The organism is Paracoccaceae bacterium, from assembly GCA_019454225.1.
GTDB lineage: Bacteria > Pseudomonadota > Alphaproteobacteria > Rhodobacterales > Rhodobacteraceae.
The window spans coordinates 1,401,141-1,415,340 of the sequence record CP075370.1; the positions used below are offsets into that span (position 1 = coordinate 1,401,141).

The 14,200-nt window shown below is 68.9% G+C and carries 13 protein-coding genes; 2 read left to right on the forward strand and 11 right to left on the reverse strand.

Annotation, left to right across the window (positions count from 1 at the left end; translation table 11 throughout):
• Positions 1–119: 119 nt before the first annotated feature.
• From KF887_06630 to uxaC, 10 genes are read right to left on the reverse strand one after another with little or no spacing between them, the layout of a single operon-like run.
• Positions 120–1,640: an altronate dehydratase gene (locus KF887_06630; GenBank protein ID QYK42774.1), complete on the reverse strand. Its 1,521-nt coding sequence runs from the start codon at positions 1,638–1,640 to the stop codon at positions 120–122.
• Positions 1,633–2,796 (reverse strand): mannonate dehydratase, encoded by a 1,164-nt coding sequence (gene uxuA / locus KF887_06635; protein QYK42775.1) that lies wholly within the window; start codon positions 2,794–2,796, stop codon positions 1,633–1,635. Before uxuA ends, KF887_06630 begins: the two co-directional genes overlap by 8 nt.
• Complete coding sequence (locus KF887_06640; GenBank protein QYK42776.1) at positions 2,793–4,193, reverse strand: mannitol dehydrogenase family protein; 1,401 nt, start codon at positions 4,191–4,193, stop codon at positions 2,793–2,795. The genes uxuA and KF887_06640 overlap by 4 nt, the downstream gene beginning before the upstream one ends.
• Before the next feature lie 42 nt (positions 4,194–4,235).
• Complete coding sequence (gene kduD, locus KF887_06645) at positions 4,236–4,961, reverse strand: 2-dehydro-3-deoxy-D-gluconate 5-dehydrogenase KduD (protein ID QYK42777.1); 726 nt, start codon at positions 4,959–4,961, stop codon at positions 4,236–4,238.
• Positions 4,958–5,782, reverse strand: coding sequence for a 5-dehydro-4-deoxy-D-glucuronate isomerase (gene kduI / locus KF887_06650; protein QYK42778.1), 825 nt, complete (start codon positions 5,780–5,782; stop codon positions 4,958–4,960). Before kduI ends, kduD begins: the two co-directional genes overlap by 4 nt.
• A gap of 11 nt (positions 5,783–5,793) precedes the next feature.
• On the reverse strand, positions 5,794–6,114 hold the full coding sequence (locus KF887_06655) for a cupin domain-containing protein (GenBank protein ID QYK42779.1): 321 nt from the start codon (positions 6,112–6,114) through the stop codon (positions 5,794–5,796).
• A gap of 8 nt (positions 6,115–6,122) precedes the next feature.
• Positions 6,123–7,403, reverse strand: coding sequence for a TRAP transporter large permease (locus tag KF887_06660; GenBank protein ID QYK42780.1), 1,281 nt, complete (start codon positions 7,401–7,403; stop codon positions 6,123–6,125).
• Entirely contained in the window at positions 7,404–7,928 is a 525-nt protein-coding gene (locus KF887_06665; GenBank protein ID QYK42781.1) for a TRAP transporter small permease, read from the reverse strand.
• A gap of 56 nt (positions 7,929–7,984) precedes the next feature.
• Positions 7,985–8,968, reverse strand: a complete 984-nt coding sequence (locus KF887_06670; protein QYK42782.1) for a TRAP transporter substrate-binding protein — start codon at positions 8,966–8,968, stop codon at positions 7,985–7,987.
• A gap of 24 nt (positions 8,969–8,992) precedes the next feature.
• A complete protein-coding gene (uxaC, locus tag KF887_06675) occupies positions 8,993–10,399 on the reverse strand; it encodes a glucuronate isomerase (GenBank protein QYK42783.1) in 1,407 nt (468 codons plus the stop codon).
• A 103-nt stretch (positions 10,400–10,502) separates the two neighbouring features.
• On the opposite strand from uxaC, the gene KF887_06680 reads away from it, so the two are divergent.
• Together KF887_06680 and KF887_06685 are read left to right on the forward strand one after the other, a co-directional pair.
• Positions 10,503–11,210, forward strand: a complete 708-nt coding sequence (locus KF887_06680) for a GntR family transcriptional regulator (protein QYK42784.1) — start codon at positions 10,503–10,505, stop codon at positions 11,208–11,210.
• Positions 11,101–12,096 carry a sugar kinase gene (locus tag KF887_06685; GenBank protein QYK42785.1) on the forward strand — a complete coding sequence of 332 codons (996 nt, stop codon included), beginning with the start codon at positions 11,101–11,103 and terminating at the stop codon, positions 12,094–12,096. Before KF887_06680 ends, KF887_06685 begins: the two co-directional genes overlap by 110 nt.
• Positions 12,097–12,186: 90 nt before the next feature.
• On the opposite strand, the gene KF887_06690 is transcribed toward KF887_06685, so the two are convergent.
• Positions 12,187–14,076 (reverse strand): propionyl-CoA synthetase, encoded by a 1,890-nt coding sequence (locus KF887_06690; protein ID QYK42786.1) that lies wholly within the window; start codon positions 14,074–14,076, stop codon positions 12,187–12,189.
• Between the last annotated feature and the right edge of the window lie 124 nt (positions 14,077–14,200).

A 14,200-nucleotide genomic window follows, 5' to 3' on the forward strand; every position in this document is an offset into this window, starting at 1 on the left:
CAAGCTCCAACATCAAGGCTCCTGTCCGCAAAGGACCGGCGGGCAGGATACCGCCGCGCGCATCGCGTGCAATCCCCCGGGCCCGGGCAGGCCCGTCAGCTGTTGCCGAACGGAAACGGTCAGAGCACCGCACCGATCTGCCAGGGCACGAACTCATGATCGCCAAGGCCCAGCCGTTCCGATGCGGTCCGCGCGCCCCCCGCCACGGCCAGGATGCGCTCGACGATCTGGGACCCCTTGTCGGCCAGGCTGGTCCCCGCCAGCACGTCACCGCAATCAAGGTCGATGTCGTCGGGCATCGCCCGGGCCAGGGCGGTCTGGGTGGACAGCTTGATGGTCGGCGCGGGTTTCGATCCGAAGGCCGATCCGCGCCCGGTGGTGAACACCACCACCTGCGCCCCCCCGGCGATCTGCCCCGTCACCGACACCGGATCATAGCCGGGCGTGTCCATGAAGGTGAACCCCGCCGCGGTCACAGGCTCGGCATAGCCGTAGACGGCGGTCAGCGGGGTATTGCCCCCCTTTGCCGCCGCGCCGAGGGATTTTTCCAGGATCGTGGTCAGGCCGCCCGCCTTGTTCCCGGGGGAGGGGTTGTTGTCGACGCTGGCGCCCGCCGCCGCGGTGTAGCCTTCCCACCAGCGGATCCGCTCGATCAGGCGCGCGGCGACCTGCGGATCGGCGGCGCGGCGCAGCAGCAGCTGTTCGGCGCCATAGATCTCGGGCGTTTCCGACAGGATCACCGTGCCCCCCAGCCCGACGATCATGTCCGAGGCCAGGCCGAGCGCGGGGTTTGCGGTGATGCCCGAGAATCCGTCGGACCCGCCGCATTGCAGGGCGACGCGCAGCGCTGAAGCGGGGCAGGGCACCCGCCGCGCCGCGCCGGCCAGCGGCGCCAGTTCGGCCACCTTCGCCTTGATCGCGTCGATCGTCGCGCGGGTTCCGCCGGTGTCCTGGATGGTCAGCCCATGGAAACGGTCGGCTCCGGCGGGGCCGAAGGCGGCCTTCATCCGCTCGATCTGCATCACCTCGCATCCAAGGCCGACAAAGATCGCCGCACCGACGTTGGGATGGGTGGCGTGGCCCCACAGCACCCGCTGCAGGATGTCGGCCCCCGCCCCGGTCGCCGCCATGCCGCATCCCGATCCGTGGGCGAAGGCGCAGATGCCGTCGATGTCGGGCCAGGCGGCCAGCAGGCCCGAGGCCGCGATCTCATCCGCCGCGCGGCGGATCACCGTGGCGGAACAGTTCACCGTGGCGATCAGCGCGATCATGTTGCGCGTGCCGGTCCGCCCGTCCGCCCGGCGATAGCCCATGAAGCTGCGCGGGGCCGGTGACGGGATGGCGGCGCGGGCGGCCGCAAGGTCGGCGCCGATCCGGTAGTCGCGGTCATGGTCGCCGAAGGCGCAGTTGTGGCTGTGCACATGCGCGCCCGCCGCGATCGGCGCGGTCGCCACGCCGATGGTCTGGCCGAACTTGATCACCGGCGCGCCCGCCGCGTGCGCTCTGCGGGCGATCTTGTGGCCGGGCGCGACCGGGCCGGGCAGCCCGTTGCCCAGGCGCAGCGGATCGTCGCCGCGCTGCGCGCGGGTGGTCAGGATGGCCACGCTGTCCGCCGGGTGCAGCACCAGCGGCTCAGCCATGGCGGGTGCCCGGATGCGACAGGGCGGCGATCACGCCGCGCAGTTCGGCAAGGCCGCGCAGGCGCCCGACCAGCGGATAGCCCGGGTGGGTGCCGCGCGCGGCGTCGTCCAGCAGTTCATGGCCATGATCGGGGCGGAAGGCCACGTCGCGGCCCCGCGTCCCGTCCAGCAGCGCCGCGACAACCGCCACCATGTCGGTGTCGCCCGCCAGATGCGCGGCTTCCTCGAAACTGCCGTCGGGGTCTTTGCGCACGTTGCGCAGATGCGCGAAATGGACGCGCGGCGCAAAGGCACGCGCCATTGCCGGCAGGTCGTTCGCCGGGTTGGCGCCCAGCGATCCCGTGCAGAAGGTCAGCCCGTTCGCGGGGCTGTCCACCGCGTCCAGCACCCAGCGGATGTCCTCGGCATCCGACACGATGCGCGGCAGGCCCAGGATGTCGCGCGGGGGGTCGTCGGGATGCACGCAGAACCGCATCCCAAGGTCTTCCGCCGCCGGGATCACCTCGGACAGGAAGCGGCGGAAGTTGGCGCGCAGCGCGTCCCGGCCGATATCCTCGTAGCCCTTGAGCGCCTCGCGCAGGCCCTGGATGTCATAGCGGTCATAGGCGCCCGGCAGGCCCGACATGATGGCATGCAGCAACGCCTGCCGGTCGTCCTCGGTCGCCTGCTGGTGCCAGATCGCGGCGGCCTGCAGCGCCTCGGGCGGATAGTCGTCGCGCGCCGCCTCGCGCCCCAGCATGTGGATTTCGAAGGCCGCCATGCGCGGGGCAGAGAACCGCAGGCAGGTGCCGCCCCGGGCGACAGGCGCGGTCAGGTCCGTCCGCGTCCAGTCGAGCAGCGGCATGAAGTTGTAGCAGATCGTCGTGATCCCCTCGGCGGCAAGGTTCGCCATGCTTTGCCGGTAGTTGGCGAACAGGGCCGACAGATCCCCCTCGCCGCGCTTGATGCGTTCATGGATCGGCAGGCTTTCGACCACCACCCAGGAAAACCCCGCCGCCTCGATCTCGGCCCGGCGGCTTGCGATCAGGTCGCGCGGCCACACCTCGCCATAGGGAATCTCGTGCAGCGCGGTGACGATGCCGCTTGCCCCCGCCTGCGCGATCTCGGGCAGGGCGATGCGGTCGAAGGGGCCATACCAACGCCAGCTTTCGATCATGTCAGCCTCTCGATGGCGCCGCGCACGCCATGGGCGCGCAGCGCGTTGTAGGCCGCGGTCACCGGCGGACGCAGGCGGGCGGCAAGGTCGGGCGGAAACACCTGGGCCAGCGACAGGACGGCGGCCACGGGATCGGGGCCGGTGGCGGCGGTGCGCAGGGTCGGGGCAAGGGGGTCGCGCACGTCGATGGCTTGTCCGTCAAGGTCTGTCCCCGAGACATAGGCGATCCACGCCGCGACGGCCAGCATCAGGCCGGGGCAGGGCCGCCCCTGATCCAGCCCCGCCGCCAGCGTGCCCAGGATGCGTTGCGGCAGCTTCTGGCTGCCGTCCATCGCAATCTGCCAGGTCCGGTGACGTATGGCGGGGTTGGCATAGCGCGCCCGCAGTGCCGCCGCATAGGCCGCCAGGTCCTCGCCGGGGGGCGGGGTCAGCGCCGGGATGATCTCGTGCCGCCACAGCCGCTCGACCAGGCCCGCGAAAAGCGGGTCGGCCATGCAGTCGGCAATGGTCTCATGGCCTGCAAGATAGCCCAGGTAGGCCAGCGGCGAATGCGTGCCGTTCAGCATCCGCAGCTTCATGTGCTCGAATGCGGTCACGTCCTGCACCATCTGCACGCCCGCACGGCCCAGGTCGGGCCGGTCGCCGTTGACAAAGTCGTCCGCGACGACCCATTGGCGGAACGGTTCGTGCATCACCGGCGCCGCATCGTGGCGGCCGGTCAGCGCGGCGACGCGCGCGATATCCTCGGGCTTGGTGGCGGGAACGATGCGATCGACCATGGACGACGGGAACCGCGCATGTTCCGCGATCCAGTCGCCAAGCGCGGGATCGATGCGGGCCGCAAGATCCAGCACCACGCCGCGCACGACGCGGCCGTTGTCCGGCAGGTTGTCGCAGGACAGCACGGTGAACGGCGCCAGCCCCCGGTCGCGCCGCAGCGCAAGCGCCCGCACCAGGAACCCCGGCGCCGACAGCGGCAGCGGATCAGCCAGATCATGCAGGATGTCGGGATGCCCGGGGTTCAGCCTGCCGGTCGCGGGTTCGTGGCAATAGCCCTTTTCCGTGACCGTCAGCGTCACGATCCGCACCGCCGGATCGGTCATCGCAGCCAGCACCGCCGCCGGGTCCTCGCGCGCCACCAGCACGCCCTGCACGATGTTCACGATCCGCGCGGTTTCGCCCTGCGGCCCCAGTTCAAGCGCGGTATAGGCCCCGCCCTGCGGCACCAGCTGGTCGCGCATCCTGGGCGATTGCAGCGAAACCCCCAGGATCCCCCAGTCGCCCCCCGCCTCCTCGACATAGATCGCGCCATGCGCGCGGAAGAACGCGCCAAGGCCCAGATGGACGATCCCCACCGGTCGGGCAGGCGCGCTGCGGCCCAGCCGCGCGGCGGTCATCCGTCCGCCTCCCCCGGGGCGGCGTCGCGGCAGACGATGTGATCAGCGCGCAAGCCAGCCTCCGTCGACATTCAGGATCGCGCCGTGGATATAGGCCGCCGCCGCCGATGACAGGAACACGGCAGCCGCGCCGATATCCTCGGGGCGGCCCCAGCGGCCTGCCGGGATGCGGTCGAGGATCGCCCGCGACCGGTCCGGATCGGCGCGCAGCGCCTCGGTGTTGTTGGTCTCGATATAGCCCGGCGCGATGGCATTGACGTTGATGCCCTTTGCCGCCCACTCGTTTGCCAGCAGCTTGGTGATCCCCGCGACGCCGTGCTTTGCCGCGGTGTAGGATGGCACCCGGATGCCCCCCTGGAACGACAGCAGTGACGCCACGTTGACGATCCGGCCGCCCGCCCCCCGGGCCAGTGCCGCCCGGCCGAAGGCCTGGCAGGCAAAGAACACCGCCTTCAGGTTGACGTCCATCACCGCGTCCCAGTCGGCCTCGGTGAAATCCACCGCATCGGCGCGGCGGATGATCCCGGCGTTGTTGACCAGGATGTCGACCGGGCGTCCGGCAAAGACGTCGCGTGCCGCCATCGGGTCCGACAGGTCGAGGTGCAGCGCCTCGCCCCCGGTCAGGGCGACCGTCGCCGAACAGTCCGACCTGCCCGCCGCGATCACATGCGCCCCGGCCTCTGCCATGGCCACCGCGATCGCCTGCCCGATTCCGGTATTGGCGCCGGTGACAAGCGCGGTCTGCCCCGCTAGCGAGAACGGGGTCATCGCAGGCTCTCCATCGGCACGGACTCGACGTCGCGGTAATCGACATTGTCCCCCGCCATGGCCCAGACGAAGGCATAGCTCGCCGTGCCCGCGCCGCAGTGGATCGACCAGGGGGGCGACAGCACGGCCTGCTCGTTGGCCACGACCAGGTGCCGCGTCTCCTGCGGCTCGCCCATCAGGTGCAGCACGCGCTGCGGTTCGGGCAGGTCAAAGTAGAAATAGGCCTCCATCCGCCGGTCGTGCAGGTGGGCGGGCATCGTGTTCCAGACCGACCCGCCGTGGAACTGCGTGTAGCCCAGCACCAGCTGGCACGACGGCATCACGTCGGGGTCGATGAACTTGTTGATGGTGCGGTGGTTCGCGGTTTCGGGCGCCCCCAGCGTGATCTTCACCGCCTCGGCCAGCCGCACCAGCCGCGCCGGATGGGTGGCATGCGCCGGACAGGAGGTCAGGTAGAACCGGCCCGCCCCGCCAAAGGTGACCGGCCCGGCCCCCTTCGGCAGGTAGAGCACATCGCCCTTGTCCAGCGTCCAGCTTTCGCCCCCGGCCGCCACGGTTCCCTGGCCCCCCACGTTCACCACGCCCATCTCGCGCCGGTCCAGGATGCCGGCGGTGCCGCATTCCTTCACATGGTCCAGCGTCAGGCTGCCCCCGGCGGGCGCCGCGCCCCCGACGATCATCCGGTCGTAGTGGCTGTAGATCAGCCGCACCTCGCCCTCGGCGAACAGTCCGGTGCCCAGGAACGCCGCGCGCAGGGCGGCGGTGTCCATCGTGCGGGCCTCGGTGGGCGATACGGCGGGGCGGGTCTCGACGGTCAGCATGGGCGGGCCTTTCAGAGGAAATCGTCGCGGCGGGGGGTGAAGGCGTCGATCATCACGCCGGGTTCCATGCAGATGCAGCCGTGGGTGACGCCGCCGGGGATCACGAAGGCATCGCCGGGCCCGACGACCCGCGTCTCGCCGCCGATGAAGAACCGGAACCGGCCCGATTGCACATAGGTCGATTGAACATGCGCGTGGCTGTGCAGCGCGCCCTCGGCGCCCTTGGCGCCAAAGCGGAACCGCACCGTCATCATCTCGGGCGTGTGGGCCAGAACCTGCCGGGTGACGTTCGGGGCGGTTGCGGTTTCGGGAAACAGCGTGTCGGTGTCCATGATGGCCTCTAGCGGAACAGTGCGGGCAGCCAGAGCGACAGCCCGGGGATATAGGTGACAAGCATCAGCGTCGCGAAGGCCGCGCCATAGAACGGCCAGATCGTGCGCACCGCCTGCCATACGCTGATCCGTCCGACCGCGCAGCCCACGAACAGCACCGCCCCCACCGGCGGCGTGCAAAGCCCGATCCCCAGGTTCAGGATCAGGATGACGCCGAAGTGGATCGGATCGACCCCGAAGGCCAGCGCCACCGGCAGGAAGATCGGCGTGGTGATCACGATCAGCGGCGACATGTCCATGAAGGTGCCGAGGATCAGCAGCAGCACGTTGATCAGCAGCAGGATCAGGATCGGATTGTCGGTCAGGCCCTGCATGGCCGCGACCATGGCGGCGGGAACCTTCAGGAAGGCCAGCAGCCAGCCGAACGAGGCCGCGCATCCGATCACCAGCAGCACCATCGCCGTGGTCCGCACCGCCGCCCTGACCGCGCCGGTGAACTCGGCCCAACCCATCGTGCGATAGGCCAGCGTGGTCACCGCCAGGGCATAGACCGCCGCGATGCAGGACGATTCCGAGGCCGTGAACACGCCCGAACGGACGCCGCCGAAGATGATGGCGATCAGCAGGATGCCGGGGATCGCGTTCAGGAACAGCATCCCGAACATGCCCCAGCCGGGGAAGGCTTCGGTCGGATAGCCCTTCCGGCGGGCCACGAACCAGGCCGCGATCATCAGCGACAGCGCCAGCACGAAGCCCGGCAGGATACCTGCGGTGAACAGGTCGGCAATCGACAGCCGGCCGCCGGCCGAGATCGAATAGATGATCATGTTGTGCGACGGCGGGATCAGCAGCGCGATGATCGAGGACACGACGGTGATGTTCACCCCGTAGTCCACGTCATAGCCCTTTTCCTTCATCTGCGGGATCATGATGCCGCCGATCGCCGAGGCATCCGCCGCCGCCGAGCCCGAGATGCCGCCGAACAGCACCGATGACGCGATGTTCACCTGGCCCAGGCCGCCCCGCAGGTGCCCCACCGCGGCCCCGGCCACCGCGATCAGCCGCCGCGCGATGTCGCCGCGCACCATCACCTCGCCCGCGAAGATGAAGAACGGAATTGCCATCAGCGCGAACACCGAGACGCCCGAATTCAGCCGCTGGAACACGACCACCGGGGGAAGTCCCAGGTACAGCACCGTGGCGAACGACGCGACGCCCAGACAGAAGGCGACCGGCGTGCCGATCGCCAGAAGCACGCCGAAGGTGCCGAAGAGAACCCAGAGTTCCATCTAGGCCGCCTCCGCCGTGTCTTCGCCGAAACGGGCCGTGGGCAGGCCGGCGGCCCGCCGGACGATGCGTTCGGCGGAAAAGATCATCATCAGCACGCCGCCCATCACCAGCGGCAGGAAGTCGATGGCGCCGGTGACGCCCAGCGACGGCAGCGTCACGCCATAGGCCGAGACCATCAGCTGCCCGCCGTACCAGAACATCCCGAAACCGAAGCCCAGCACCACGATGTCCGATACCGTGTGCAGCACCAGCACCACCCGGCGCGGCAGGACGTAAAGCAGCACGTCGAACGACAGGTGATAGCCTTCGCGGATGCCGACGGCGGCCCCCAGGAAGATGAACCATCCCATCAGGATGACGGCGGCGGGTTCCGACCATATCAGACTGTCGTTCAGCACATAGCGGAAGAACACCTGCGACGCGATGATCGCCGTCATCGCCACCAGGCCCGCCCCGGCCGTCCAGAGCGCAAAACGTGCCAGCAGGCCAAGCCCGTGGGCCAGCCGTAACAATCCCGGTTGCATGGATGCTCCCCCGCGTGGTTGGGCGGCCCCGTGCCCCGGGGCCGCCCGCTGTCAGTTCACTCGGTCGCCTGGATGCGGGTGACCAGATCCTGCAGCTTCGGCGTGTTGGCGTGTTTCTGGTAGACCGGGGCCATCGCCTCGATGAACGGCGTCTTGTCGATCTCGGTGATGACCTGCACGCCCGACGCGCGGACCTTTTCCTCGGACACCTTCTCGCGCGCGGCCCAGAGCTCGCGGTTCACCGGGATCGAGTCCTTTGCGGCCTGCGTGACAAGCGCCTGATCCTCGGGCGACAGCTTGTCATAGCTGACCTTCGACATCACCAGGACTTCCGGCACGATCAGGTGCTGGTTCAGCGTGTAGTAGCCCGCGACCTCGTAGTGGCCCGAGGATTCGAACGAGGGCCAGTTGTTCTCGGCGCCGTCGATGACGCCGGTCTGGATCGCGGAATAGACCTCGCCATAGGGCATCGGCGTGGCATTCGCGCCAAGTGCCGTCATCATGTCCACGAACACGTCCGACTGCATCACGCGGATCTTCATCCCCGCCAGATCCTCGATCGAGGTGATCGGCTTCTGCTTGTTGTAGAAGCTGCGGCTGCCGCCGTCGTAATAGGCAAGCCCGACAAAGCCGTGGGGTTCGAAGGCGGCCAGGATCTCGTCGCCCACCGGGCCGTCCATCACGCGGTGCATGTGGTCGGTGCCCCGGAAGATGAACGGCAGCGAGACGACCTTGGTCTCCTCGATGATGTTGTTGAACGGACCCATCGACACGCGGTTGAAGTCGATCACGCCGAACTTCGTCTGCTCGATCGTGTCCTTTTCCTCGCCCAGCTGCGCCGAGTGGAACACCTCGACACAGATGCGGCCGCCCGAACGCTCCTTCAGCAGCTCGCCCATGTGCTTGACCGCGTCGACGGTCGGATAGCCGTCGGGGTGCGTGTCCGAGGACTTGAGCGTGATCTCGCATTCCGCAAGCGCCGCGCCGGTCATCGCCGCCGAGGCCAGCAGCGCCGCTGCAAGGGTCTTGAACTGTGTCATCTGGGTCTCCTCCCGTTGTGGCTTTCAGAGCCGGTAGGCTTGTTTCGCAAGCCGGTATGCGAGGTCTTGCGCGACCTCGAATGCTTCATCCCGCGCAAGCCGCCCGGTGGCGACCAGCGTCGCCAGGAAGGCGCAGTCGACGCGCCGCGCGACGTCGTGCCGGGCGGGGATCGACAGGTAGGCGCGGGTGTCATCGTTGAACCCGACGGTGTTGTAGAACCCGGCGGTTTCGGTGGTCATCTCGCGGAACCGCCGCATGCCTTCGGGGCTGTCGTGGAACCACCAGGCCGGCCCCAGCCGCAGCGCCGGATAGACCCCCGCCAGCGGCGCCAGTTCCCGCGCATAGGCCGTCTCGTCCAGGGTAAAGACGATGACCGACAGGCGCGGGTCCAGCCCCACGGCATTGAGCAGGGGGCGCAGCGCGGCGACATAGTCGGTGCGGCCGGGTATGTCGAACCCCTTGTCGCGCCCGAAACTCGCCAGGACCCCCGCATGGTGGTTGCGCCGGCTGCCGGGATGGATCTGCAGCACCAGCCCGTCATCCAGGCTCATCCGCGCCATCTCGGTCAGCATCTGGCCGCGGAAGGCGTCGGCCTCGTCCGCGGTGCAGGTGCCGTGCAGCGCCTTCTGGAACAGGATCGCCGCCTGATCCTGCGGCAGGTCCTCGGTGCGGGCCGTCGCGTGGCCGTGGTCCGACGAGGTGCAGCCATAGACCCGGAAGAACGCGCGCCGCGCCCTGTGGGCCGCCAGATAGCCCTGCCAGGTGGCCGTGTCCTCGCCCGTCAACTCGCCCAGACGCATCACGTTGTCGGCGAAACCCGGCATCTCGGGGTCGACCACCGCGTCGGGCCGGTAGGCGGGAACGACGCGCCCGTGCCAGCCCGAATCCCGGATCATCGCGTGCCAGCGCAGGTCATCAAGCGCGCCATCCGTGGTCGAGATCACCTCGATCCCGAAGCGGTCATACAGCGCGCGCGGCCGCAGGGCAGGGGTGGCAAGCGCCTCGGCAATCCGGTCATAGATCGCATCCGCCGTGGCCTCGGACAGCCTGTCCTCGATGCCGAAAACCGTCTGGAACGCATGGTCCAGCCACATCCGCGACGGCGTGCCCCGGAACAGGTGGAAATGGCGCGCGAACAGCCGCCAGATCGCGCGCCCGTCGGTTTCCACCGGCGCGCCATCGGCGCGCGGAACGCCCAGGTCGCGCAGCGGCACACCCTGCGAGGCCAGCATGCGGAAGATGTAGTGATCGGGCGTCACGAACAGCTGCGCCGGGTCCGGAAAGGCCGCGTCCTCGGCATACCACCGGGGGTCGGTGTGGCCGTGGGGGCTGACGATGGGCAGGTGCTCGACCGTATCGAACAGGTCCCGGGCCACCCGGCGCGTGGCCGGGTCCGGCGGGAACAGGCGATCGGGATCGAGCAGGGGCATCGGTGGTCAATTCCTCCCGGTCTGGCCGTGGCGCAGAAGGTGCTTTCCATCGGACCGCTATGGTAATATGCTAGTATGCGTGACCTGTCAACGGAGGTGACAGATGCCGGAACCCGTGGCGCTGCGCATGCTCGAACCGATCCAGCGGCCATCCGTCGCGGACACCGTGTTCGACGAATTGCACAAGCAGATCCTCAACCTTGAACTGCCGCCCGGCGCGAGACTGTCCGAGGTCGAGGTGGCGCGCGCGCTCGGCGTGTCGCGGCAACCGGTGCGCGATGCCTTCTACCGCCTGTCCAAGCTCGGCTTCCTGTCGATTCGCCCGCAGCGCGCCACCACCGTGTCGCAGATCTCCGATGCCGCCGTGATGCAGGCGCGGTTCATCCGGTCGGCCATCGAGGCGGAAACCGTGCGCGTCGCCTGCCACCGCCTGACCGCCGAGGACATGGACGCGCTCGACCGGATTCTCGACGATCAGGCCGCGGCGGTCGCGGCACGGCAACCGCTGGTGTTTCACAATCTGGACGACCTGTTCCACCGCGAGATCTGCGCGCGCGGCGGAAACGCCTTCGCCTGGGACATCATCCGCGAGAACAAGGCGCACATGGATCGGGTCAGGTTCCTGTCCCTCGCCTTCGCCAGCCAGGACGCCTTTGACGATCATGTGCGGATCATGGATGCCCTGCGCGTCCGCGACGGTGATGCGGCCGTGGCGGCGATGCGGGCGCACCTGGCCCGCATCAAGGACCAGATCGGGCGCATCCGCGCCGAGCACGAGGCCTATTTCGAGGGGGCCGGCGGTGCGGCGTGACGTCTTTCTCTCGATCGGCGAATGCATGGTCGAAATGGCGCCGCAGGACGGCGGCGGCTATGCCATGGGATTTGCCGGCGACACGTTCAACACCGCCTGGTATGCCCGGCGCTGCCTGCCCCCGGGGTGGGCTGTGCGCTATCTGACAGCCGTGGGTCAGGATGCGGTATCGGACAGGATGCTGGCCTTCATGGCGCGGGAAGGGATCGACACGTCGGCCGTGTCGCGTCTGCCGGACCGGACCGTCGGCCTCTACCTGATCGAGCTGACCGATGGCGAACGCAGTTTCGCCTACTGGCGCGGGCAATCGGCGGCGCGCTGCCTGGCCCGGGATGCCGCCAGGATCGAGGCGGCGCTGCAAGGGGTTCGTCTGGCCTATCTGTCGGGGATCACGCTGGCGATCCTGTCGCAACCCGACAGGGCACGCCTGCTGGCCGCGCTGTCCCGGGCGCGCGGGGCGGGCACGGTGGTCGCGTTCGATCCGAACCTGCGGCCGCGCCTCTGGCCCGGGGCCGCCGACATGCGCGCGGCGATCACGGAAGGTGCGGGGGTGGCCGATGTCGTGCTTCCGTCGCACGAGGACGAGGCCACCCATTTCGGCGATGCCGACCCCGAGGCGACGGCCGAACGCTACGCTTCGGCGGGTGCCTCGCTCGTGGTGGTCAAGAACGGCCCCGGCGCGATCGTGGCGCGCCAGGCGGCGCGGCTGACGTGGCACATGCCGGCTGCCGTGCCGCGCGTGGTCGATACCACGGCGGCCGGCGACAGTTTCAACGCGGCATTCCTCGGCGCGTGGCTGGCAGGCGCGGGGCTTCAGCCCGCGATGGCGGCCGGGGCAGAGCTTGCCGCGCGGGTGATCGGGGCGCGGGGTGCGCTTGTGCCCTGACCGTCAGATTCCTAACAGACGGTGAATTCCAAAAGGCAATCCATTGGAATCATTGGGTCGGAAAAGCGTCCCACGGTGGGACGCCCGCCGTCAGCGGGCCAGCCCGATGCCCCGCAGCGCCTCGGCGATCTCATCCAGGATGGCCGGATCGTCGATCGTGGCGGGGGCCTTGAACGGCTGGCTGTCGGCGATCTTGACCATGGTCGCCCGCAGGATTTTCCCCGAGCGGGTCTTGGGCAGCCGGTCCACCACCACCGCCCGCTTGAAATCCGCAACCGGCCCGATCCTCTCGCGCATCAGCGTCACGCATTCCTTCACCACGGCGTCATGCGGCCGGTTGGTGCCCCGGTTCAGGCACAGGAACCCGAGCGGCGACTGCCCCTTCAGATCGTCCGCAACCCCGATCACCGCGCATTCCGCAACATCGGGATGGCTGGCCAGAACCTCCTCCATCGCGCCCGTCGACAACCGGTGCCCCGCGACGTTGATCACGTCATCGGTGCGCGCCATGATGTACAGATAGCCGTCCGCGTCGATATAGCCCGCGTCGCCCGTCTCGTAGTAGCCGGGGAAGTGCGACAGGTAGGATTTGACGAACCGCTCCTCCGCATTCCACAGCGTCGGCAGCGTGCCGGGGGGCAGCGGCAGCTTCACCGCGATGGCGCCCAGCGTGTCGGGCGGCAGGGGATGGCCGCCCTCGTCCAGCACCTGCACGTCATATCCCGGCATCGGGACCGAAGGACTGCCCAGCTTGACCGGCAGGGGCCCCAGACCCATCGGGTTCGCCGCGATCGGCCAGCCCGTCTCGGTCTGCCACCAGTGGTCGATCACCGGCTTGCCCAGATGCCGCTGCGCCCATTCGATCGTGTCGGGATCGGCGCGCTCACCCGCGAGGTAGAGCGTGTTCAGACCCGACAGGTCATGTTGCGCGACCAGCCTGCCCTCCGGATCGTCGCGCTTGACCGCCCGGATCGCGGTGGGCGCGGTGAAGAAGCTTTTCACGCCATGTTCCGCGATCACCCGCCAGAACGTGCCGGCATCCGGGGTTCCGACCGGCTTGCCCTCGAACACGATGGTCGTGCAGCCCGCCACCAGCGGACCATAGCAGATGTAGCTGTGGCCCACGACCCACCCGACATCCGAGGCGGCCCAGAACACGTCGCCCGCGCCGACGCCATAGATCGCCCCCATCGACCAGTGCAGCGCCACCAGATGCCCCGCGGTCGGGCGGACCACGCCCTTCGGCGCGCCGGTGGTGCCCGAGGTATAGAGGATATAGGCGGGATGGTTGCCGGGAACCGGCACGCAATCGGCGGGGTCGGTTCCGAACTGGAACTCGTGCCAGTCCAGATCGCGGCCGGGGACCAGATGCGCGACCTCCTGTTCCCTCTGGAAGATCACGCAGAAATCGGGCTTGTGCGCCGCCATGTCGATGGCGCCGTCAAGCAGCGGCTTGTAATGCACCACGCGGTTCGGCTCGATCCCGCAGGAGGCCGCGATGATCGCCCGCGGCTTGCAATCGTCGATCCGCACGGCCAGTTCGGCCGCCGCAAAGCCGCCGAACACCACCGAATGGACAGCACCCAGCCGGGCGCAGGCCAGCATCGCCTCCAACGCCTCGGGCACCATCGGCATGTAGATGATGACCCGGTCACCCTTTTCCACGCCCCTCGCCCGCAAGGCCCCGGCCAGCGAGGCGACGCGGGACTGCAATTCGGCATAGGTGATGCCGCGCTTGGTGTGGGTGACGGGGCTGTCGTGGATGATCGCAAGCTGGCCACCCCGGCCGGCGGCGACATGGCGATCGACCGCGTTCCAGCAGGTGTTCACCAGGCCGTCGTCGAACCATTCATACAGCGGTGCCCGGGTGTCGTTCAGCGCGCGGGTCGGAAACGCGGACCAGTCGATGGCCTTTGCCGCATCCATCCAGAACCCCTCCGGATCGGCCCGCCAGTCCGCATAGGTTTCACGGTATCCCATGGTATGCCCCCATTCACGCTGCGCCTTCGTTACGCCGCGGCGGGGGGTGACACAAGAATGTTGCGCGACTGTTGCGGGTCGCGGGGGCGCGGCCCGGTGTCACGGTTTGCGCTATCGCGCCGGT